Annotated in this window: 18 protein-coding genes; 12 read left to right on the top strand and 6 right to left on the bottom strand. The window is 49.8% G+C overall.

The window, feature by feature from the left end:
- The first annotated feature begins 215 nt into the window (after positions 1-215).
- Both ACAN56_RS03270 and pduL read left to right on the top strand, forming a co-directional pair.
- Positions 216-1,193, top strand: coding sequence for a dipeptidase (locus tag ACAN56_RS03270; protein ID WP_379140392.1), 978 nt, complete (start codon positions 216-218; stop codon positions 1,191-1,193).
- 164 nt (positions 1,194-1,357) lie between these two features.
- Positions 1,358-1,930 carry a phosphate propanoyltransferase gene (gene pduL / locus ACAN56_RS03265; protein ID WP_379140390.1) on the top strand — a complete coding sequence of 191 codons (573 nt, stop codon included), beginning with the start codon at positions 1,358-1,360 and terminating at the stop codon, positions 1,928-1,930.
- Between the two features lie 162 nt (positions 1,931-2,092).
- Here pduL and ACAN56_RS03260 read toward each other — a convergent pair whose 3' ends face one another.
- Positions 2,093-2,257 carry a hypothetical protein gene (locus ACAN56_RS03260; RefSeq protein WP_379140388.1) on the bottom strand — a complete coding sequence of 55 codons (165 nt, stop codon included), beginning with the start codon at positions 2,255-2,257 and terminating at the stop codon, positions 2,093-2,095.
- A gap of 289 nt (positions 2,258-2,546) precedes the next feature.
- Here ACAN56_RS03260 and ACAN56_RS03255 point away from each other — a divergent pair, with 289 nt between their 5' ends.
- From ACAN56_RS03255 to ACAN56_RS03245, 3 genes are all read left to right on the top strand, one after another.
- Entirely contained in the window at positions 2,547-4,124 is a 1,578-nt protein-coding gene (locus tag ACAN56_RS03255) for a DEAD/DEAH box helicase (protein WP_379140386.1), read from the top strand.
- A 586-nt stretch (positions 4,125-4,710) separates the two neighbouring features.
- Complete coding sequence (locus ACAN56_RS03250; protein ID WP_379140384.1) at positions 4,711-4,995, top strand: nuclear transport factor 2 family protein; 285 nt, start codon at positions 4,711-4,713, stop codon at positions 4,993-4,995.
- Positions 4,996-5,043: 48 nt separating this feature from the next.
- Entirely contained in the window at positions 5,044-5,457 is a 414-nt protein-coding gene (locus ACAN56_RS03245; protein ID WP_379140382.1) for a VOC family protein, read from the top strand.
- A gap of 110 nt (positions 5,458-5,567) precedes the next feature.
- Here the strand turns inward: ACAN56_RS03245 and dapA are convergent, their stop codons facing one another.
- A complete protein-coding gene (gene dapA / locus ACAN56_RS03240) occupies positions 5,568-6,443 on the bottom strand; it encodes a 4-hydroxy-tetrahydrodipicolinate synthase (protein WP_038593308.1) in 876 nt (291 codons plus the stop codon).
- Positions 6,444-6,562: 119 nt separating this feature from the next.
- On the opposite strand from dapA, the gene ACAN56_RS03235 reads away from it, so the two are divergent.
- From ACAN56_RS03235 to ACAN56_RS03225, 3 genes are all read left to right on the top strand, one after another.
- Positions 6,563-7,459, top strand: coding sequence for a LysR family transcriptional regulator (locus ACAN56_RS03235; RefSeq protein ID WP_379140379.1), 897 nt, complete (start codon positions 6,563-6,565; stop codon positions 7,457-7,459).
- 176 nt (positions 7,460-7,635) lie between these two features.
- Complete coding sequence (gene htpG, locus ACAN56_RS03230) at positions 7,636-9,516, top strand: molecular chaperone HtpG (RefSeq protein WP_076110055.1); 1,881 nt, start codon at positions 7,636-7,638, stop codon at positions 9,514-9,516.
- A gap of 191 nt (positions 9,517-9,707) precedes the next feature.
- Positions 9,708-10,439, top strand: a complete 732-nt coding sequence (locus tag ACAN56_RS03225) for an MOSC domain-containing protein (protein ID WP_156130909.1) — start codon at positions 9,708-9,710, stop codon at positions 10,437-10,439.
- 77 nt (positions 10,440-10,516) lie between these two features.
- Here the strand turns inward: ACAN56_RS03225 and ACAN56_RS03220 are convergent, their stop codons facing one another.
- Positions 10,517-11,386, bottom strand: coding sequence for a LysR family transcriptional regulator (locus ACAN56_RS03220; protein ID WP_038593299.1), 870 nt, complete (start codon positions 11,384-11,386; stop codon positions 10,517-10,519).
- Positions 11,387-11,537: 151 nt separating this feature from the next.
- Between ACAN56_RS03220 and ACAN56_RS03215 the strand changes: the two genes are divergently transcribed.
- Positions 11,538-13,274: an ABC transporter ATP-binding protein gene (locus ACAN56_RS03215; RefSeq protein ID WP_038593296.1), complete on the top strand. Its 1,737-nt coding sequence runs from the start codon at positions 11,538-11,540 to the stop codon at positions 13,272-13,274.
- The gene (locus tag ACAN56_RS03210; RefSeq protein WP_379140375.1) at positions 13,271-15,010 is read left to right on the top strand and encodes an ABC transporter ATP-binding protein; all 1,740 of its coding nucleotides are present in this window, start codon (positions 13,271-13,273) and stop codon (positions 15,008-15,010) included. Before ACAN56_RS03215 ends, ACAN56_RS03210 begins: the two co-directional genes overlap by 4 nt.
- Positions 15,011-15,179: 169 nt before the next feature.
- On the opposite strand, the gene ACAN56_RS03205 is transcribed toward ACAN56_RS03210, so the two are convergent.
- Entirely contained in the window at positions 15,180-16,310 is a 1,131-nt protein-coding gene (locus ACAN56_RS03205; protein ID WP_379140374.1) for a YARHG domain-containing protein, read from the bottom strand.
- Positions 16,311-16,454: 144 nt separating this feature from the next.
- Positions 16,455-17,345 (bottom strand): helix-turn-helix domain-containing protein, encoded by an 891-nt coding sequence (locus ACAN56_RS03200; protein WP_379140371.1) that lies wholly within the window; start codon positions 17,343-17,345, stop codon positions 16,455-16,457.
- Positions 17,346-17,534: 189 nt separating this feature from the next.
- Here ACAN56_RS03200 and ACAN56_RS03195 point away from each other — a divergent pair, with 189 nt between their 5' ends.
- On the top strand, positions 17,535-19,613 hold the full coding sequence (locus ACAN56_RS03195; protein ID WP_038600078.1) for a beta-galactosidase: 2,079 nt from the start codon (positions 17,535-17,537) through the stop codon (positions 19,611-19,613).
- A 141-nt stretch (positions 19,614-19,754) separates the two neighbouring features.
- On the opposite strand, the gene ACAN56_RS03190 is transcribed toward ACAN56_RS03195, so the two are convergent.
- Positions 19,755-20,378, bottom strand: a complete 624-nt coding sequence (locus ACAN56_RS03190; protein ID WP_379140369.1) for an NUDIX hydrolase — start codon at positions 20,376-20,378, stop codon at positions 19,755-19,757.
- 155 nt (positions 20,379-20,533) lie between these two features.
- On the opposite strand from ACAN56_RS03190, the gene ACAN56_RS03185 reads away from it, so the two are divergent.
- Complete coding sequence (locus ACAN56_RS03185; RefSeq protein WP_038593286.1) at positions 20,534-21,685, top strand: stalk domain-containing protein; 1,152 nt, start codon at positions 20,534-20,536, stop codon at positions 21,683-21,685.
- Positions 21,686-21,781 lie beyond the last annotated feature (96 nt).

Genomic DNA, 21,781 nt, shown 5'->3' with positions numbered 1-21,781 from the left:
CGGTCCGTTCGCGGAGCGTCCACCCAAGCGAAAACATACATCTTACTCCAAAACCAAGGGGCTGTCCCAAGCAGCCATTTCATGGCTTTTGGGACAGCCCCTTTTTTGCTGTGCAGGTGAAGAGCGGGTCATCCTCTGCATAAACTATAAGCAGGAGCGCTGGATGCGATGTGGCGCGGAAACTGGATGACAAGTAAGAAAGTGAGGCCGATCTCATGGGAAGAGCGGAGCAACTACGGGTGGCGGATTTCCATTGTGATGTTCTGAGCAAACTGCAGGCTTCCCCCCATCTTAATTTCGACAAGGACAGCCGGCTTGATGTAACTGCAGAACGGCTTGCAGCGGGTGGCGTCGGCCTGCAAGTTTTTGCGATTTATCTGTCTACGGTTAGGGGAAGACCTAGTTTTGAAAGTGTGCTGGGACAAATTGAACTATTCCAGGGCAAAGTACTAGGCTCAGGAGGCCTTCAGTGGCTGCGCTGGAAGGAGGAAGCAGTGGAACTGGTTAGAGTGCCCCCCACATGGGGGCTGCTGTCTCTGGAAGGCGTAGACGGTCTGGAGGGGAATCTATTCTATGCTCAGTTGTGTTTCGATCTCGGGGTGCGCTTCCTTGGAGTCACCTGGAACTATGCGAACTGGGCTGCGGATGGTGTACTCGAACAGCGGAATGGAGGATTTACCGAAAAAGGCCGGGAGCTGATCAAGTGGTGTAACAGCAGCGGTATGCTGCTGGATGTGTCTCATTTGGCCCCAGCAGGCTTCTGGGAGTTGGCTGAGCGGAGCAAGCGTCCGTTTATTGCCTCCCACTCCAACGTCGCAGCTGTGTGCGGCCATCCGCGTAATCTGAGCGATGAACAGATCAAAGCGTTGATTGCCATGGACGGCCGGATGGGACTTACCTTTGTTCCTTGGTTTGTTAAAAATGGAGGCGACGCCAAAGCTGATGATCTTCTAAGGCATATCGATCATGTCTGCAGCCTGGGGGGCACAAGGCAGCTGATGTTTGGTTCCGATTTTGACGGGATTGATGCCTGGGTAGAGGGACTGGAACATCCTGGAAAATACGCCGAGTTTGCTGAGCTGCTGCTCCGCTACTATCCGGAGGATCAAGTGAAGGGGTGGCTGTACGAAAATGCTTGGAGTTTTTTAAGCCTGCATTTGCCGTCAAAACTAAACGACCATAAAATACCATAAAGTAACAGATCATGACAAAATCGTGACAATCCAGCTTCGAAATCTCAAAATGTCGAAAAAAGGACTCTCATTGTGCAGAGGGTCTTTTTATTTTTGGGTAATAAGAGGTATAATGTTCAGTGGCTTGTACAGATACTAGAGAAAATACAAGGAGTGACTTTACAATGAGCAAGACTGTACCCGTAGGTGTGTCGGCTAGACATATTCACCTTACGCAAGAGCATGTGGAAGCGTTGTTTGGCGCAGGTTATCAATTGACTGAGTTCAAACCGCTCTCCCAAACCGGACAATTCGCAGCTAACGAGCAAGTAGCAGTAATCGGCACCAAAGGTAAATTCGACAAAGTAAGAATTCTAGGACCTGTCCGTCCGGCATCACAGCTGGAGATTTCCCGCACAGATTCTTTCAGCCTCGGCGTGAAAGCACCTGTTCGTGAATCCGGACATATCGAAGGCACACCGGGCATTACCCTTAAGGGACCAGCCGGTGAAGTAGAACTGGAGACTGGCGTAATTATTGCTGCACGTCACATTCACTTCCACACTTCTGAAGCAAAAGCTTGGGGCATCGCCGACAAGCAGCTTCTAAAAGTACGTCTGGGCGGCGAACGCGGCCTGGTACTGGAAAATGTTCTTGCCCGCGTATCGGACAATTTTGCGCTTGATATGCATATCGACACCGACGAAGCCAATGCTGCAGGTGCCAACAACGGCGACACAGCTGAAATTGTAGATTAGTATTTATTTATAAGCAGGTCAAGACGCGGAGGAGCGATCCTCCGCTTTTTTATGTTCTGTTACTTTATGCTTTGAGATGATGATACCTTGGAGCCAGGGTAAGTGGGTAAGTGAGCTAAATAAGCCGTTATTATGTTATAGCTACAGTGTTTACGATGGTTCCTACGGAGTGCGTTCTTCGAGCAAAGTCTGGCTGAGTTTGGCGGCGGCGCGGTTTTTATACCATTCATTGCTATAGTGCTTCTTGCAATAGCCCTTTGCATAATGTCTCGCTGAACAGTTGGGGAATGAGCATAATGATGGATTTGCTGTTCTTTTTTTACCCATAATTCAAAGCGCTCCTTTGCGTCATTTGTGATTTGCATGATTACTGTACACCAGCAATCTAAACCAAATCTGAACAACGCTGCTTTGCTGATGGAATAGGAGGCGTGAATGGAAAGGACGGTGGTAACACTAGGACTACCATAAAAATTTCTGCTGATGTTTCTCTTATTGTTCAATTTGTGTTATCATTATGTGTTATGACTTTGATGAGCGCTATGTGGAGACGCTGCAAACAAGGTACAGCAGTTACCTGATTGATAATATATGTATTTAAAATTAAGGAGACAACATGACTTTTAATGATTTGAATTTGATCCCAGCGATCCTCAAGGCGTTAAGCCAAGAAAATTATACATCACCCACCCCCATTCAGGAGGAGTCCATTCCCGCGGCTTTGGCCGGCAGAGACGTTCTCGGCTGCGCACAGACCGGAACAGGCAAAACAGCCGCTTTTTCCTTGCCGATTATTCAGCTGCTAAGCCAGCAGCCTTCTGCAACCGGCGGCAGACGCCGGATTCGTTCGCTGATTCTCACACCGACAAGAGAGCTTGCACTGCAAATCTCGGAAAATATCCAGGCTTACAGCAAATTCACCAGTATCCGTTCAACAGCTATTGTTGGCGGTGTATCGCAAAAAGCTCAGGAGCGGGCATTAAGCCAGGGTGCGGATATCCTGATTGCCACGCCAGGCCGGCTCATCGACCTGATTACCCAGAAGCATGTTGACCTGCAGTATGTGCAGATTCTTGTACTGGATGAAGCGGACCGCATGCTGGACATGGGCTTCATTCATGACGTGAAGCGGATTATCGCCAAAATGCCAAGCAAAAAACAAACATTATTCTTCTCGGCTACGATGCCGACAGAAATTTCGAATTTGATTAAAACACTACTGGTGAACCCGGTGAAAATCGAGATTACGCCAGTTTCCTCCACCGTGGACAGAATCGAGCAGTCGATCTATCTGCTGGAGAACGGCAACAAGCAGAATCAATTAAACCGCCTTCTTCAGGACAAATCGATTGTCTCGGCACTAGTCTTTACCCGCACCAAACGTGGTGCTGACCGGGTTACCCGTGATTTGACGCGGATTAATATTACTGCTCAAGCGATTCACGGCAACAAATCCCAAAATGACCGGCAAAATGCGCTGCGTAACTTCAAAAGCGGAGCTACCCGCGTGCTTGTTGCTACAGACATTGCCGCCCGGGGAATTGATATTGACGAGCTGTCGCATGTCATCAACTTTAACCTGCCGAATATTCCGGAAACTTATGTCCACCGTATCGGCCGTACAGGCCGTGCCGGTATGAGCGGAATCGCCATTTCTCTTTGTGAGGCCGAAGAGATCCCGTACCTCAAGGATATTCAGAAGCTGATCGGCAAGACGATACCTGAAGTTAAGGACCATGCGTATCCGATGTCTAAGAGCGCACAGGCTCTGCTGAATGAACGCCCGGCAAAAGCTCCGGCGAAGCCGGCAGCTAAGACGAAGACCAATCCGGCGCGCAAGCCAAAGTCGGAATGGTTCACACAGGGCAACCGTTCAGGCAGCACTTCCGGCGGAAGCAAGAACAGCGGCCAGGGCGGCAGACCGAACGGGGAATCGGCTCATCAAGCAGGAGCGGGTGCAAGACCCGGGAGTGCTTCGGCCGGTGGAGCTGGTTCTAGCGGCAGAGCAAGCGGAGGAAACGGCAGCGGAGCAAGTGCTAGCAGCCGCCCAGGCGGCTATAGCGGCAGACCTGGCGAACGGGCTGGTACCGGACAGAACAGCAGACCTGCCGGCAGCCAAGGCGGCAGACCCGGCAACAACCACAGCAGCCGCCCAGGCGGCAGACCTGCAGCCAAAGCGGGCAGATCGCAATAAACGGATGCTTATAGATTAGACTGCAGCCTTCCCTGAGCGGGAGGCTGTTTTTTGTGCGTTATGAGTTCTGCTTTCTGAAGCTGTAGGCTAAACTGGAGTAAGAGAGGTGAGGTATGTGATAGATGAATTTGTCTGGGGAATTTTCGTCGTTGATAATTATCAATTACTTCGAATGCCGATAAATAATAGCTTCGCATACTATCATAAAAAGAGTGGTGAATTGGTTGGTATGGACGGGATCCACCATGAACATTTTCATTTTAAAGATGGTTCTAAGTGAAGCTGAGTAAATTTGTTGTTAAGCTTGCGAGTCTCGTCAGTTACACAAAAAAGCGGTAGTCTAGGGCTTTATTTCGCCATGACTTCCGCTTTTTTATTGGTTTCGACGAGTAAAGGCAGCTTGCTATCCGGTTCAGAAGCTTCACAAGACAGCAAATAAAGGTAAAACTATCCATCCTGAGGAATATGGATAGAGTACAATCTAAGAGAGGAGTATGACTATGATTAGTGGAGAAAACCAAGCAATCATCGATAATTATGTTGAGGCCTACAATGCGTTTGATGTCGAGGGCATGGTACTGATATATTGTTTAAAGATTTTTCCAATGGTGAAATCACGACAGAGACCAGGGGAATTCAAGAGTTTAAAGAATTGGCAGAAAAGTATTTACAGGTTTTCTCTAATCGTCGTCAGACCATTACCCATTACAGCGCTGTAGATGACAGAGTAGAAATGCAAATTGATTATGAAGCAATACTGGCTGTTGATTTACCTAATGGATTAAAGACTGGAGATACACTTCAACTAAAAGGGAAGTCGGTATTTGAAATTAAAAATGGAAAAATAGCATTGATTGAAGATTATGGTTAAAAGCATTATAAAACAGTTGCATATCTCAGAAAAGGTGGAATTGGGAGTATGAGATTGAAATTAGAAGGAATTACGGTTTTGGCGCATGATGTTCCTAGATTGACTAGCTTTTATCGTGATGTACTCGGATTTAAGACCGTTGTTGCAGAAAACCATTATGCTGAATTTGTGAATGGCGGCATTCGCCTTGCGATTTGTTCAACACCATTGATGGCGGATAACACAAACGGTCATTATTCCTTTATAGAAGAGCGTAAAGGGCAAGCCTTCGAGCTTAACTTCGAATGTGATTCACCGGAGGCTGTCCGCACGATGTATGAGGAGCTTATTTCAAAAGGGGCTGCAGGGATCACTGCACCGAAGTCGATGTCTTGGGGGCATACCACGGGTTTCTTCGCAGATCCGGAAGGCAACATTCATTCTATTTTTGCGGTTAATCCGGTTGCAGCGGACAATCAATAATACCTAGACTACGCTGAAAATGGTAGTCATAACAACAACCGCCTTGGACAGTCTGTGACTGCACCGTAGCGGTTGTTGTTATGCGTAAATTCCGGTTATGGATTCAGGTGTTATCCGGCCAGATAAGCCCCCAGTTCCTCACGCAGCTCAGAGCTGATCGAGGTCATCGGCAAGCGGAGCGTATCAGAGGAAATCTCTCCGTAGGCGCTAAGCAGCCATTTGATCGGAGCCGGATTGGACTCCTTGAAGAGCAGCTTCATCAGCGGCAGCAGCTGGTCGAACGCTGCTGTAGCTTCAGCAGTCTGCCCGGCTTTGAACTGCTCGTAGATACCGAGGAACTTCGCGGTATGCACGTTGGCCGAGGCCAGCATACCCCCGGCGGCTCCGCAGCCCAGCATATGCAGGAACTGCAGGTCGTCGCCGCACAGCACCGGCTTCGATCCCAGCCGGGACAGCTCGGAGACAAGCAGCGGAGAGCCGGAGCAGTCTTTTAAACCTACTACGTTATTCATCTCAAGGATGGTGCGTGCGGTATCGACCGACATGCCGACTCCGGCGCGGCCCGGGATATCATAGGCGATGACCGGAATGCCCACTTCGGCGGCTTTGCGGAAATGTTCAATAATGCCTTGCTGGGAAGGGCGGCTGTAATAAGGGACGACCACGAGCACAGCATCAGCACCTGAATTGGCAGCCAGCTCAGTGCGGGCTATAGTGGAGGCCGTATCGTTAGTGCCTGTGCCGACCACCAGCGGGACCGGGCTCGATTTCAATAATTCCCGTGATGCATCCACGAGAGTCTGTAATTCCTGTATGTTGACTGTCGGCGATTCTCCAGTGGTTCCATTGACGACCAGACCATGAATATTGTTCTTGATGATGTTGTTCACATAACGCTGATATGATTCCAGATCAATCTCGCCAGCTGCATTGAACGGGGTTACCACGGGAACATAGATTCCATAAATCTGTTCTTCTGTTAACATGAATATCGTCCTCCAAAATGTTGAAATCCTTTTATCTTACTGTAGCATGGAATATTCCATCGGCGTTAGCTATAATAAATGATGTGGGTTATCAATAATATTGATGTTAGGGTGAGGTTATGGATTTAACATATATGCGGACCTTCCGCGAAGTCGCGAAACGGCAGAGCTTTACCCGCGCGGCAGAAGAGCTGGGCTATGCGCAGTCCAGTGTGACGATGCAAATTCAGAAGATAGAGAAGGAATACGGGGTTCCACTGATAGAGCGGCATGGACGTGCGCTGCGCCTGACTCCACCTGGAGAAGAGCTGTTGAAGCTGTTCGTAGAGATTCTGGATTTGTATGACCGTTCCAAGGAGACGATCGCTCAACAAATCGGCGGGACGCTGACGATCGGGACCATTGATTCCTTGGCTGCGTTTTATTTGCCGCCGTTCCTGCAGCAGCTGCGCACGACTTTTCCGGGACTGAACATTCATCTGCAGACCGAGCAGGAAGCCAATCTGGTGGCGAAGATCCGGGACGGTGAAGTGGACATCGGCTTAATGCTGGACCGGAATGCCTCCGACTCCGTGCTTGAGCGGACGATCATCAGAGATGAACCGCTGGTGTTGGTTGCACCTGCCACCCATCCGCTGGCCCAACTTGCGGACGTGACGCTGCAGGATCTGAACAATTGTGAGCTGATCGTTTCCGAGGAGAGCTGTATTTACCGCAGCCTGTTCGAGAATCTGCTGCGGGAGCATGGGATTGTTTTCCGCATCGGCTTTGAGCTGTCGAATCTGGAGGCGATCAAGCGTTGCGTGCGCAACGGGCTGGGCATTGCCTTGCTGCCAAGAATCGTCGCCGAGGAGGAGATCGAGCGGGGGAACCTGGCGGAGCTGTCTTTTGCCCATCCGGAAATTCATTTCGATCTGCAGCTGCTGCTGCATCCCAAGAAGTGGAAATCACTGCCGCTGCAATCGCTGATTCAGATGCTGCTGGCAGATGCAAAGACGAAGACGGTGGCGCTGTGAAATGCTCGGAGGAACGATAGAAAAGTGACTTTTTAACAGGCTAGTATGCAGCAAGATATTGACATCAAAAACGAGAATATGGTATATAAAAGGAAGTGTTAGCACTCATTCGAGTGGAGTGCTAATTTCCAGAGAGCAAACAGAAGAGTTATTTTTGAAAGGAGATTATTTTATTCATGGCCAAAAAAGAGTTTAAAGCCGAATCGAAGAGACTACTAGAGATGATGATCAACTCCATTTATACACAGCGGGAAATTTTCCTGCGGGAGCTGATTTCCAACGCAAGCGATGCCATTGATAAAATCTATTACAAAGCGCTGGCAGACGATGCGCTGGTGTTCAATAAAGAGGATTATTTCATTAAAGTGACTGCCGACAAGGACAGCCGCACGTTGACCATCTCTGATACAGGGATCGGGATGACGCAGGAAGAATTGGAGAACAATCTGGGGATTATCGCGAACAGCGGCTCCTTTGCATTCAAAAAGGACAATGAGTCGAAGGACGGCCACAATATTATCGGCCAGTTCGGTGTCGGGTTCTACTCTGCATTTATGGTAGCGGACGATGTTACTGTAATCAGCAAGGCGCTGGGCAGCGACCAGGCGTACAAATGGGAGTCCCAGGGCGCGGATGGATATACGATCGAACCGTTCGAGAAGGATGCTGTCGGCACCGAGATTATTTTGAAGATTAAAGAGAACAGTGAAGAAGACAACTACGATGAGTTCCTGGAAGATTACCGCCTGAAATCCATCATCAAGAAATATTCTGACTTTATCCGTTTCCCGATCAAGATGGATATTACCGGCAGTCAGCCTAAGGAAGGCAGCGAAGGCGAGTTCGAGGAAACCAAAGAAGAGCAGACTGTGAACAGCATGGTGCCGATCTGGCGCAAGAACAAAAACGAGCTGACCACAGAGGACTATGACAACTTCTATGCCGAAAAACGCTACGGCTTCGATAAACCGCTGAAGCATATCCATATCAGTGCCGATGGTGCTGTAGTCTATAATGCGATCCTGTTCATTCCGGAAAATACACCGTTTGATTATTACACCAAGGAGTATGAAAAAGGTCTTGAACTGTACTCCAACGGCGTGCTGATTATGAACAAATGCGGGGATCTGCTGCCGGATTACTTCAGCTTTGTCAAAGGGATGGTCGATTCCGAGGATCTGTCGCTCAATATCTCCAGAGAGCTGCTGCAGCATGACCGCCAGCTGACCCTGATTGCCAAGAACATCAAGAGCAAGATTAAGAGCCAGCTCCTGAGCCTGCTGAAGGATGAAAGAGAGAAATACGAGACATTCTACAAGTCTTTTGGCAGACAGCTTAAATTCGGAGTCTACAATGACTATGGCATGGAAAAAGAAACCCTCCAGGACCTGCTGATGTTCCACTCCTCCAAGGAGAAGAAGCTGGTTACGCTGGCTGAATACGTGGAAAGAATGCCGGAAGACCAGAAGTATATCTATTATGCTTCCGGGGAATCGGTAGAGCGGATCGAGAAGCTGCCGCAGACTGAAATGGTATTGGACAAGGGTTATGAAATGCTCTATTTCACCGATGATATCGATGAGTTCGCGATCAAGATGATCATGAACTATAAGGAAAAAGAATTCAAAAATGTATCCAGCGGTGATCTGGGGATTGAAGCAGATGCAGCTGACAAGCCTTCGGAAGAAGAGGAAAACGAGAACAAAGGGCTGTTCGACGCGATGCAGGGTATTCTGTCGGGCAAAGTGAAGGCAGTCAAAGCCTCTAAACGACTTAAGAGTCATCCGGTCTGCCTGTCCACGGAAGGCGAGCTGACCATCGAGATGGAAAAAATCCTCAAAGCGATGCCGAACGGACAAGAGGTACAGGCGGATAAGGTACTGGAAATCAATATTAACCACGACGTCTTCAAGTCCTTGAAGGCTGCTGCCGAAGGGGATCAGGAGAAGCTGGGCCTTTACACGAACCTGCTCTACAATCAGGCGCTGCTGATCGAGGGCTTGCAGGTTAATGATCCTGTACAGTTCACGAACGATATTTGCAAAATCATGGTATAGAATGGCGGCATTTGCCGAACTGGAGCATCACTGAAGGCTTCGCCCAACGGCTACCCAGAGAGAGAGGACGTCTCATCGTAAAGATGAGGCTTCCTTTTTTTGTTGAGGCCTGCTTCAAGAGAGCTACAATTTAAGGCGAAATCGGGTACAATAAGCTTATGTAATTTCTAGGACAAATGGAGGAACAGACTTTGACATTGACTGTTGGTGTGATCCGTGAAATCAACCGGTATCCGGTCAAATCGTTCGCGGGAGAGCAGCTGGAGGCTTGCGACATTGAATCCTACGGCGTCGTAGGCGATCGGGTTTGCTCTTTTTATGATGAAAGGAAACAGGGCTGGAAGCGATTCGTTACGGCCCGCAATATACCGAATATGCTTACCTATCAGGCGCGTTACCGGGATGGGGAGGTCGCTGTCACTGCAGCGGACGGGCGGACCTTTCGCTGGGACGAGCAGCTGCTTGAAGAGATTCAAAGCCAGACAAAAATCCCGGTGAGCATGTCCGGCCTGAAGCAACCGCACCCGGAGAATCCGCATTTGCTGTCGGTGGATGAGGCCAGTATTCTGCTTGTTACCGATGGCAGTCTGAGAAAACTGGAGGCGCTCTGGGGACGCGAGGTCGATCAGCGCCGGTTCCGTGGGAATTTCGTGATAGCATTAAGTGATGAGTCGCTGTTTGAGGGAGACTGGACCGGGCGGAGGCTGCGGATTGGCGGGGTGGAGCTGCAGGTGAATGAGCTGTGCGAGCGATGCGTCATGACGACGATGGACCCGGATACTGCGGAGAAAGCCCCCTCGCTTCTGAAAATCGTCAACAAAGAGCTGGGGCTTCATTTCGGCGTGTATGCTTCCGTTATCCAAACCGGGCGCGTCTGCGTTGGAGATGAGGTTCATCTGGCTGATAGGCCGGCAAGCCAATAAGCTTAAGCGAAATGCCAGCGCTGTTCCGGATAATGCCGGTTCAGCGCTTTTTTCATTTTGTGTATCCATACCCATGCCTACTCCGCTCTGAAGCATTCAATGAATTTCTCGGCCAGTGACGACAAATATTTGTCCTTCATCCATACGGCGGCGACCCGGGTGCGGAGCGATTCACCGCGGATTTCCTTATAACGCAGTTTGTCGTTTCTCATGAGGCCGAAGGCTGATTTCGGAAGAATGCCGATGCCGAGACCGGCATTGGCCCAGAGCAGCGTGGTGCGGGCATCGTCGTTCATGCAGAACACATCCGGATTGAATCCGTGCTCCAGGCAGGTTTCACGGATCAGCTGCTCGAAGCGGCGGTAAATAATCAGCGGCCTGTCCTTGAGTTCCCCGATATCAATAGAGGACTCTCCGTCCGTCCAGTCATAATCAGGAGTCATCACGGCAATCATAGGTTCAGCCCCGGCATATACACATTCGAGACTTGTGCTGTTAAAAGGCGTGCGTACAATGCCGACCTCGATGATTCCTTTGCTGAGCAGATCAATCACCTTATAGGTGTTGCCTTCGTGAATTTCGAATTTGACGCCGGAATAGATTTTGTGAAAATCAAAGAGCCGATCCTGCAGCAGAGTTGCCGCGGAGGAGGATACCGTCCCAATGGAGAGCGTTCCCCGCAGCCCGCTTGCAAAATCACTAATCTCACGCGTGGTGGCATCGGCCAGCTCCAGAATCTGCTGTGCCCGGCCCCGCAGAATTACTCCGGCATCGGTCAGCTGTATGCTGCGCGGTCCGCGCTCCACCAACTTTACGCCAAGCTCCTCCTCCAGCAGCTTCAGCTGCTGACTGAGCGGTGGCTGGGCCATTTGCAGCTTCCGTGCAGCGGAAGTAATCTGTCCTTCCTCGGCAATCGCCAAGAAGTATTTGAGCTGTCGGATATCCATTTGTTAAACCTCCGGATTTGGCATATGAATTAAGTATGGCATTGATACGAAACCAATATTATTAATATGTAAGCAGGTATGACATAATCATAACGGGTCTTAACGCTGTTTCATAGTGATTACATACTACATAAGTTAGGTGAGGGTTACTGTGTTCAAAATTGCTGTTTTTCTTAAACCGTACAGAAAAGAAGTTATACTCGGGCCGATCTTTAAGCTGCTGGAGGCGATCCTGGAGCTGCTGCTGCCGACCATCGTTGCGCTGATCGTGAACAACGGAATCGGCGGGCAGGATAGTGCCTATGTGTACCGGATGGGCGGGCTTATGCTGCTGATGTCGCTCCTCGGTTTCGGCTGCTCGATGGTTTGCCAATATTATGCCGCCCGGGCATCACAGGGCTTTGGCACTTCGCTGCGCAACAAAATGTTCAAGCATATTTCTTTGTTGTCCTATGCCGAGCTGGATACCTTCGGTACACCGTCGCTAATCAACCGGATCACGAGTGATGTGAATCAGCTGCAGCTGGCTGTGGCCATGCTGATCCGTCTCGTAGTCCGTGCGCCGTTTATCTGCATCGGGGCCATTATTATGTCGATGATTCTCGATTTCCGGCTGTCGCTGATTCTGCTCGCGGCGACACCTGTTTTTGGCGTTATCCTGTACTTTATCATTACCCGCAGCTCGCCGCTCTACCGCAAATATCAGCAGAAGCTGGATCATTTGGCGCTGGTACTGAGCGAGAATCTATCCGGTATCCGCGTCATCCGCGCCTTTGCCGAAGCACGGCGGGAGAAGCAGCGCTTCAATGAAGCTTCGGATGATTTGACGGCAACGGCGATCCGTGTTGGACGCATCTCTGCCTGGCTTGGCCCGATGACTACTCTGGTGGTGAACGCAGCGATTATTGCCATTCTGTGGGCTGGCGGCATACACATTGATGCGGGCCGATTATCACAGGGTGAAATCATTGCGTTTATCAACTATGTAACCCAGATTCTGCTGGCGCTGATTGTTGTATCGAATCTGGTAATCCTCTTTACCAAGGCTGCGTCCTCTGCGAATCGTGTGAATGAAGTGCTGGCGGCTGAAACCTCAATCTCGGATGAAGGGAACAGCGCCCTGCCAGTGATGGAAGCGGCAGCTCCTGCTATTTCATTCGAGCATGTCTCCTTCGGTTACAACAAGACTGGAGAGCTTGCACTGCAGGATATCTCAGTGGTGATCAACCGCGGAGAAACCGTGGGGCTTATCGGCAGCACCGGCTCCGGCAAGTCCACCTTCGTGAATCTCATTCCGCGTTTCTATGATGCGGTGGAGGGGGAAGTCAGAGTAGGCGGCGTCAACGTCAAAGAATACCGGCTGGATCAGCTGCGGAGCCTGATTGGCATTGTGCCGCAGAAGGCGCTCCTGTTCACCGGGACGATTGCCGATAACCTCCGCTGGGGCAAGCAGAATGCAACGAAGGAGGAACTGATGCAGGCAGCCGTTGTAGCCCAGGCCGATGAATTTATCCGCAAGCTGCCGGAAGGGCTGGATACACCGGTCGCGCGTGGAGGGTTGAACTTATCCGGCGGACAAAAGCAACGTCTTACCATTGCCCGCGCCGTCGTGGGTACCCCTCCGATCCTTATCCTTGATGATTCTTCCAGTGCGCTCGACTTTGCGACCGATGCGGCACTGCGCAGGGCACTGAAGGAGAGCAGCAGGGATATGACCGTGCTGCTGGTATCCCAGCGGGTCAGCACGGTGCGGCAGGCGGATCAGATTATCGTATTTGACGAAGGACGGATTGTTGGGAAAGGCAGTCATCAGGAACTGCTGGAGTGCTGCGGGGTTTATCAGGAAATCTGCCAGTCCCAGCTTTCCAGCGAGGAGGCGGGACAATGAAGGGCAACAATACCTGGAAAAGAATGTTTGGCTATACAAGTCATTTTAGAGGCATGACCATAACCGCGGTAATCTGCGCTATCATCAGCGTGATTGCCAGTCTGATCGGGCCGCTGCTGATCGGCCGGGCTGTCGATCATATGGTGGGTCCGGGCGAGGTTGATTTCGCCGGAATCCTCAGGCTGCTGCTGATCCTGGCTGCGGTATATATTGTGGGCAGCTTTTTTGGCTGGCTGCTGACGTATTACACTAATCGGATAGCTTACAAGACGGTCTACGACATGCGCCGTGAGTTGTTTGACAAGCTGAACGTACTGCCGCTGAAATTCCATGACAATCATCCGCAGGGCGACAGCATCAGCCGTTTTGTCAATGATATGGACGCCGTTTCGGACGGGCTGCTGCAGGGTTTCTCTACGCTGCTGACCGGTATTGTGACCATTGCCGGTGCGATCGGGCTGATGCTGTACATTAGTCCGGTGATGACGATAGTCGTGCTGCTGTCGGCTCCGGCAACCTTTTTTGTCGCCCGGTTCATCACTACGCGTTCCCAGAAGCTGTTCCGTGAGCAGGCGAAGATTCTCGGCGGATTAAACGGATATGTGGAAGAAATTATCGGCGGACAAAAGGTGGTGCAGGCATACCACTACGAGGACCGTTCATTCGCCCGTTTCTCGGACCGTAATAATGAGCTGTACCAGACAGGTGTCAAATCCCAGTTTTACGGTTCATTGGCTAATCCGACAACACGGCTGGTCAATAATATTACCTTCTCGGTCATTGCGATGATCGGCAGCGCGCTTGTAATTGGTGGGCATTTTTCGGTCGGGGATTTGTCCAGTTTCCTGATTTATTCGAACCTGTTCGCAAAGCCGTTCAATGAGATTACCGGTGTCATCACCCAGCTGCAGTCGGCGACGGCTTCGGCACAGCGGATTTTTGCCATTCTCGACCTCCCGGCGGAAACGCCAGATGCTGCAGGGGCTCACGTCATGGACACCAGCCAGGGCACAATCACCTTCGATAAAGTAAGTTTTGCATATGATCCCGGGCGTCCGCTAATCAAGAATTTCAGCCTGGAAGTGAAGCCGGGTACCCGTGTAGCGATTGTAGGACAGACTGGGGCAGGGAAGACGACGCTGGTCAACCTGCTTATGCGTTTCTATGACGTAGACAGCGGGACAATCCAAATTGACGGAATAGACATTAATAAGATCACCAGGGACAGTCTGCGGCGTAATTTCGGAATGGTGCTGCAGGATACATGGCTGTTCGGAGGCTCCATCCGCGATAATATTGCTTATGGCAAACCGGATGCGACAGAGGAAGAGGTCATAGCAGCAGCCAAAGCAGCGAATGCGCACAGCTTCATCAAACGGCTGCCGGAAGGGTACGCTACGAAGATCAGCGGTTCTGGAGACAATCTGTCCCAGGGCCAGAAGCAGCTGCTCACCATCGCCCGCGTTATGCTCGTGGATCCGCCGATGCTCATCTTGGACGAAGCAACCAGCAGCATTGATACATTGACGGAGATTCGGATTCAGAAGGCTTTTCTCGCCATGATCTCAGGGCGCACCAGCTTCGTTATTGCCCACCGGCTGTCCACGATCCGCGAGTCCGATCTCATTCTCTATATGAAGGACGGAGACATCGTCGAGAGCGGCACACATGAGGGACTCCTGGAAAGCGGGGGACACTATGCCCGGTTGTACAACAGCCAGTTTGCGACGGTATAGCGGGCTTAACGTGGCAGGTTATGGAGGAGGAGTTGTGCTACTTTGGCAGAGCTTCACGCTCTTTCATTGACCCCATATATACAAACAGCGGCAGTTCATGGACGGTAAAGAAGCGTCCTGGACTGCCGCTGTTTTATTGAGAGAGAGTTCTTTGTTAGTTCAAGCTGCTTCAATCATATAATATCAGCCCTTCGAAATAATCAGTGAAATCATACATATCCCCTGCCTGAAACCAACCGGTTAATCCTGTGGAGAGCTCAAACTTAATATAACCCCGGTTGTCTTCTCCTAAGAAACTCACCTGATCACCAGGGTTGATTTGAAGAAATTCTTCATCTGAGTTTCTTAGTTTTTGCAATTTTAGTTCTTTTTTGGCGGTTAACACAGTAGGGGGAGACATAGAGTAGAAATCTTGTTCTTCTTCACGGAGCTGATGCTCTGCATCTAACCGGAATACGAGTTCACGATACCATGTCTGCAGCTCCTTCGCTCGATCAATCCCTTTAACAGTGCCAAGCCCGTCAATCATAGAAGAATGTGCGGCAAAATCGGGAACGGTACCAACGGATCTGATTTTTTGACCGTTATAGTAATAAAAATAAGTCTCTCTAAAAAAATCATACTGACTATCAAATTGAAAAGCGATTTCAAAGTAAGGATCATTAATATTAAGATCGACAATTTCAAAATAAGGAAACATGTCTTCACCGTCAAATTGAAGAGATGTTCCATTTACTTTAAGCGTCCATGTTGTATCGCCTTTCGTTGTAGGGATCTTTAGCTCAACATTATCACTAATTCCATCTCCATTAAGGTCAATAACCATATGTTGCTGTTTAAAGGTATTGGAGCCCTCGTAATTTTTGACACGATAATCATCCGTATGTGTTGCTGTTAACTGATAGGCTGCGTACTTTGCTTCATAGGTATGTAATAATTCGATATTTTTCTTTTCTATGTCCGTGAAAGCATCCTTATAGTTTTGGTTCTTTTTGTACCATTTCTTTGAAGAAAAGTAGCCGGCCAAATCCTTGCGTTTGAATATATAACCATGCCGGGCATAAATCTCATTACGCGCCAGTTCCAAGATATGACCATCCATGTTACTAACGTTGTCAGCATTCAGCAATACCTTGTTACTGTCATTTATGATGTATTCCCTGACCGGATTTGCCGGGCTTACAGCCTTATTGCTATTTTCTTCCTTTGTTAAGTTCACTGGTTCCTTTGTGGAACAGCTCGACAAGAGAATCAGGACTCCAAAAATGAGACCCATTCTTCTGAGATTGTGGTAAAACAAATTGCATCCCCCTTAGTTGACTTCTACATCCTAAAATTTGGATCTAGCAAATATAACATAAAAAGGGGGCAGCTCCAACGAGCTATTTTATATTATCTTACCTGTTATTTTAAAAATAGAGCCCAGTTCCTGAGGCAAAAGCACTTATTGCTTCTGCCGGTTCGCTGCTTGACTCTGGCTTCGCTGCAGTGACTCCCTCATTACACCCGGCGTGCAGCCGTAAGTCTTGCGGAATACCCGGATGAAATAGTTTGTTTCCATCCCAAGATTCAAAGCGATATCCTGCACAGGGATGCCGGGACTTTCAGTCATCAATTGTAGACCCCGCTCCAGCCTCAGGTTCTGGAGGTATTTATGCGGGGTTACGCCATACTCTTGCAAGAACAGTCGCTGGAAGTGCTGCACGGAATAGCCGACGGCGGCAGCCAGATTAGCAACCAGCAACGGTTCGGTGAAATGCTCATTGATTAGTCTCACCGCTTTTTGTAGTGCTTCGTTGCGGACATGCTCATTTTCCAGGCGGCTGGCTGTACCGGCAGAAGGCTCGCCCCGGCGCATCATAAGGATCAGCCGGTAGAGGCTGACGGACAGTTCCTGCGTGGCCTGTTCCTCCTGGCGGCTGGCATTCCCTCCATTTACGGTCTGCCAGATTCCGCCGATGGCTTCCCAGCATTCCTCGAAGCGCACAGGATGATAGGCGGAGGGCGGCAACAAGCCGAGGCTGTGAAGCATTGGCCCTGTCTGGCTGCCATAAATGCCGGTAAAAGCTACATGCCACGGCTCATGAGACAGCGGGTAATATTCATGTCCGCGGTCAGGCGGGAAAACGAAAGCCATTCCGGGTGCCAGCACCGTTTCTGTTCCGTCCGTGAGATCGCGGAATATCCCCTTTCCGCTGCGGATCAGGAAGAGCTGATGGACAGGGAATCCAGACGGGCGGACATGATGGTACTGAATGTGTCTGCCGACAGAATAAGGGTACAGGGGAAAGTCCTCCAGGTTACGCGGCATTTCAACCAAAGAAAAAGGTAGCAAAACTGTTCACCTCATATTCATTTTGTGCTATGTAATCGCGAGTATAATCCTACTGTGAATCTGCGGTTATCCTATATTATAAATAGTATAAATGTTTGTCCGTGAAAAAGACAGAGACACAGAATGACTTGAATCAGAGAAAAGTCTCATTCTGACACGGATCTAAAATGAGAGGATGAATATACGATGATGAGCAAAAAACTCCCTGCGGTCAGCAGCAAGGCTCCCGTGATGTTGCATGGGGCCGACTATAATCCCGAGCAATGGCTGAGATATCCTGAAATTCTCCGTGAGGATATCCGGCTGATGAAGCTGGCGGGCTGCAATGTGATGTCTGTCGGTATTTTTTCATGGGTGTCACTGGAGCCTGAAGAGGGCGTATTTACATTCGATTGGCTGGATCATGTGCTGGACTCTTTTGCGGAGAACGGAATATATGCTTTCCTGGCTACTCCAAGCGGAGCACGGCCAGCCTGGATGTCCGAGAAGTACCCTGAGGTGCTGCGGGTGGAACGAAACCGTGTGCGCAATCTGCATGGATTCAGGCACAACCATTGCTACACCTCCCCGGTCTACCGGGACAAAACAGCAACGCTGAATGCCAAGCTGGCTGAACGGTATGCTCATCATCCGGCGGTCATCGGCTGGCATATTTCGAATGAGTTCGGCGGCGAGTGCCATTGCGATTTGTGCCAGAACGCCTTTCGGGAATGGCTGAAGGCCAAATATAAGGGCAGCCTCGACGAACTGAACCATGCCTGGTGGGCCGCTTTCTGGAGCCATACCTACACCTCGTGGGAGCAGATTGATTCACCGGCACCGCATGGGGAGACACAGGTCCATGGCCTGAACCTGGACTGGCGGCGGTTTGTCAGTGAGCGGACGATTGATTTCTGCCGGCATGAAATTGCAGCCGTACGGGATTTCAACCCGGATCTGCCCGTGACCACCAATATGCATATGATCGACGGTATTGATTACCGTGAGCTGGCCAAAATTCTGGATGTCGTCTCCTGGGATGCATACCCGGAATGGCATTACACCGAGGACGATGATGATGTCCGGCTGGCGGCCTGGACAGCTCTGAACCATGATATGTTCCGCAGCTTCAAGCATAAGCCGTTCCTGCTGATGGAGAGTACGCCTTCGCTCACGAACTGGCAGTCAGTCAGCAAGCTGAAACGGCCGGGCATGCATAAGCTGTCATCACTGCAGGCGGTCGCTCATGGCTCTGATTCTGTGCAGTACTTCCAGTGGCGCAAGAGCCGCGGCTCCAGCGAGAAGTTCCACGGTGCTGTGCTCGATCACAGCGGCCATGCAGAAACCCGTGTGTTCAGGGATGTCGCCGAGGTTGGTAAAACACTGGCGGGATTAACCGAAGTAGTGGGCACCGTCACACCGGCGGAGACGGCGATCCTGTTCGATTGGGATAACCGCTGGGCAATTAAGGATGCCCAAGGGATCCGCAATTCCGGTCTGAAATACGAAGAGACCGTGCTGCAGCATTACCGTGCCCTCTGGGAGCTGGGCATCCCAGTTGACGTGATTGGTTCAGGAGATGACCTCACACGCTACAAGCTGGTCATCGCTCCGATGCTGTACCTGATCAGTGAAGAGAATGGTCAAAGAATCGAGAAATATGTGGAGCAGGGAGGAACCTTCCTGGCAACCTACTGGTCTGGAGTGGTAGGCGAAACAGATTTGTGTCACCTCGGCGGGTTTCCGGGACCGCTGCGCAGAACGCTCGGTATTTGGGCTGAAGAAACGGAAGGCTTGCACAGCCGGGATGTGAATGGTCTAGTATTGCAGGCAGGCAACGCCTTGAAGCTCTCGGGCGATTACGATGCCCATGAAATTGCCGAGCTGATCCATCTGGAGGGGGCGGAGGCGCTAGGCCATTACCGCAGCGATTTCTACGCCGGGCAGCCGGCATTGACACTCAACAAGCTCGGAGCAGGCAGAGCGTACCATTTGGCTACCCGCGTCAAAGACGCAGCGTTTTACGTAGAGCTGTATGCTGCAATTACCGCCAAGGCGGGAATTGGCCGCGTGCTGGAAAGTGAACTGCCAGCAGGTGTAACGGCGCAGCTTCGTACAGACGGTGAACAAGACTATATTTTCCTGCAGAACTTTAGCGGTACTGAAGCTTCAGTGACACTGGATGGTCTGGTTTATACAGATCTGGAATCAGGCGAGCCAGCTCCGGAAGTTGTTGCACTTCCTGTGAACGGGCTAGTAATGCTGAAACGGAAAGTAGCACAGAAATAGATAGAATTACAAAAGGCAGGACCCGGTCATCAGGGTCCTGCCTTTTCATTGTGGAAACGGAAGCAGCCTGCGGGTGCAGGGTAGAATCTTGCTATGCGCATAAGAAAATGGTTAAAATAGGTAATGATTGAAGAATGCTAATCAGCCAAAGGCTGCCTCAATGCCCTCAATGATGCGCCGATAATAGTTGATCTCATGCGGCACAAAGTGGCTCCTGTCCACAGTCTGGCTGATTGGAATCCGCTTACCGCTGCTTTCCACACTAAATCCTTGGATTTGCAGTGTAGCGCTGTCTCCCAGCCACAAACTTCGAAAGCCGGCGAAATCGGCTGTTACAATTCCCGCAACCTCTTCCTGTTGCAGCTTAAAGTCGCTTAAAGGGGAGGCGTTCGTGTATAAAAAGACATGCGCCCGCTCTCTGTCGAGAAAGCCCTCTTTGTCCATGCTGTAAGGGATGATCCCAAGGGGGATCAGCTGCTCAAAAGCAACGCGGATTCCAAGCTCCTCCTGCACCTCACGGACGCCATCCTCCGGAACCTCATCAGATAATAAATGCCCGGCGGCCGTGATATCCAGCAGACCGGCATAATCTTTCTTGTGTTCGCTGCGCAGCTGAAGATAAATATGGAGCATATCCTGTTCCTTGCTGACGAACCAGCAGTGGAAGGTTTCGTGCCAGAGTCCCAACCGGTGAACTTCATCACGGGGCGCGGTCCCGGTAATATTGCCATTGTCATCAAAAGTGGTCAGTAGTTCGTCATTCATGCGAAGGCTCCTTTATTAATGTTAACATCTGGTGATGCCGATCCTACTTCGTCGGCTAAATATATCATAGCATTTGCCGCACAGGCAACGGCTTGTCCACATAGAATACGATATGAATGAGCTAGAATATCCCATCATCCCAAGGAGGAATGTTTATGAATAGCCTGTTACATTCAAGGATAGGCAAATTGTTTCTGGTAACTTCAATAGTTTTTTTTGGTTATTTTTTTGGTAATAAGCAGGAGACCGTGCATGCAGACTCGCCCATAACCTCGACGGCTATTTATGAGGCTTATCTTGATGTAGATATGGTTACTGAGGCCTTGAAGAACGGATTAGGCGTGAAAGTTAACGATTTTTTATCATCAGCAACCACACCGCTGGATCAAAAAGCGGCAGTAATAAATGCGCTGTATTCAGTTCAAGGATGGGAGGATAGAGATCTGACAGAGGAGTATTCACAATCTGTTTATGGAAAGAAATCAGATTCGCTGGATAAAGCGAAGTTGACACCGCAGGAGATTTTTGTCTTTGGCTATATGAAGGTACTCGATCATTATTTTGATCCTGATTTGTATTGGATCACTGAGGCCAAGAAGGCGTCACCGGACAGTATGACGGTATCCCTGATCCATGCGCTTGCCGTGTCCCAAGAGAACTTAATGTGCAGCTGGAAGAATACGGAGGCGGTCCTTGCCGATAAAAGTCTGAAACAGGACATTCGACCAGAAGCCATCGACATTATTATTGAGTATATGGAGCTGTACAAGGATGACCTTTGTCAAGGCGGTGGCCAGCAGCAGGCAGCAATCAATTCCTTGGTAGATGATATTAAGAGAGACGCCATCGTTCTGTCTATCGGCCAGAGCAACGTGCTTGCCAAAGGAAAGCAGACAATGATAGATGAAACGAATTCAAAGATCACCCCATATCTGCGCAAAGAGACAACAATGGTTCCACTGCGTTTTATATCAGATCAGTTCGGTGCCGCAGTACATTTTGATTCCAAGAAGCATGAGGTCTCGATTCAATATAGAGATCAGAAGATCTTAATTAATGAAGCGGATTCCACCATTTCAGTCAATGGCCGTTCCTCAGCAAAAAATACAACGATCGTGACAAAAAACGGACGGACGTTTGTCCCCCTGAGAGTGATAATGGATGTATTTAGCAAGAAAACGTATTATCATAGAGGTTTGGTAATAATCTCGGATAAACTTGTGCTTAATCCGCTTAATGCACAGGATAATCAAGCGGCAGAGAAAATCAAAGTTGAACTGGCAGCTATCGGCAGTAAAATAAAATAATGAAAAGCCGGACTTGTGGAGTGTATGATAGTTATTCGCTGGTGGATTTATTAAATGAGAAAAGAGGAATGTAATGAGTTTAGTGACTATGAAGCG

It is taken from the genome of Paenibacillus paludis, from assembly GCF_042610515.1.
In the GTDB taxonomy this organism is placed as follows: Bacteria; Bacillota; Bacilli; order Paenibacillales; family Paenibacillaceae; genus Paenibacillus_AQ.
Note: the sequence above shows the minus strand (reverse complement) of the source record. Positions and strands in the feature narration are given on the sequence as shown.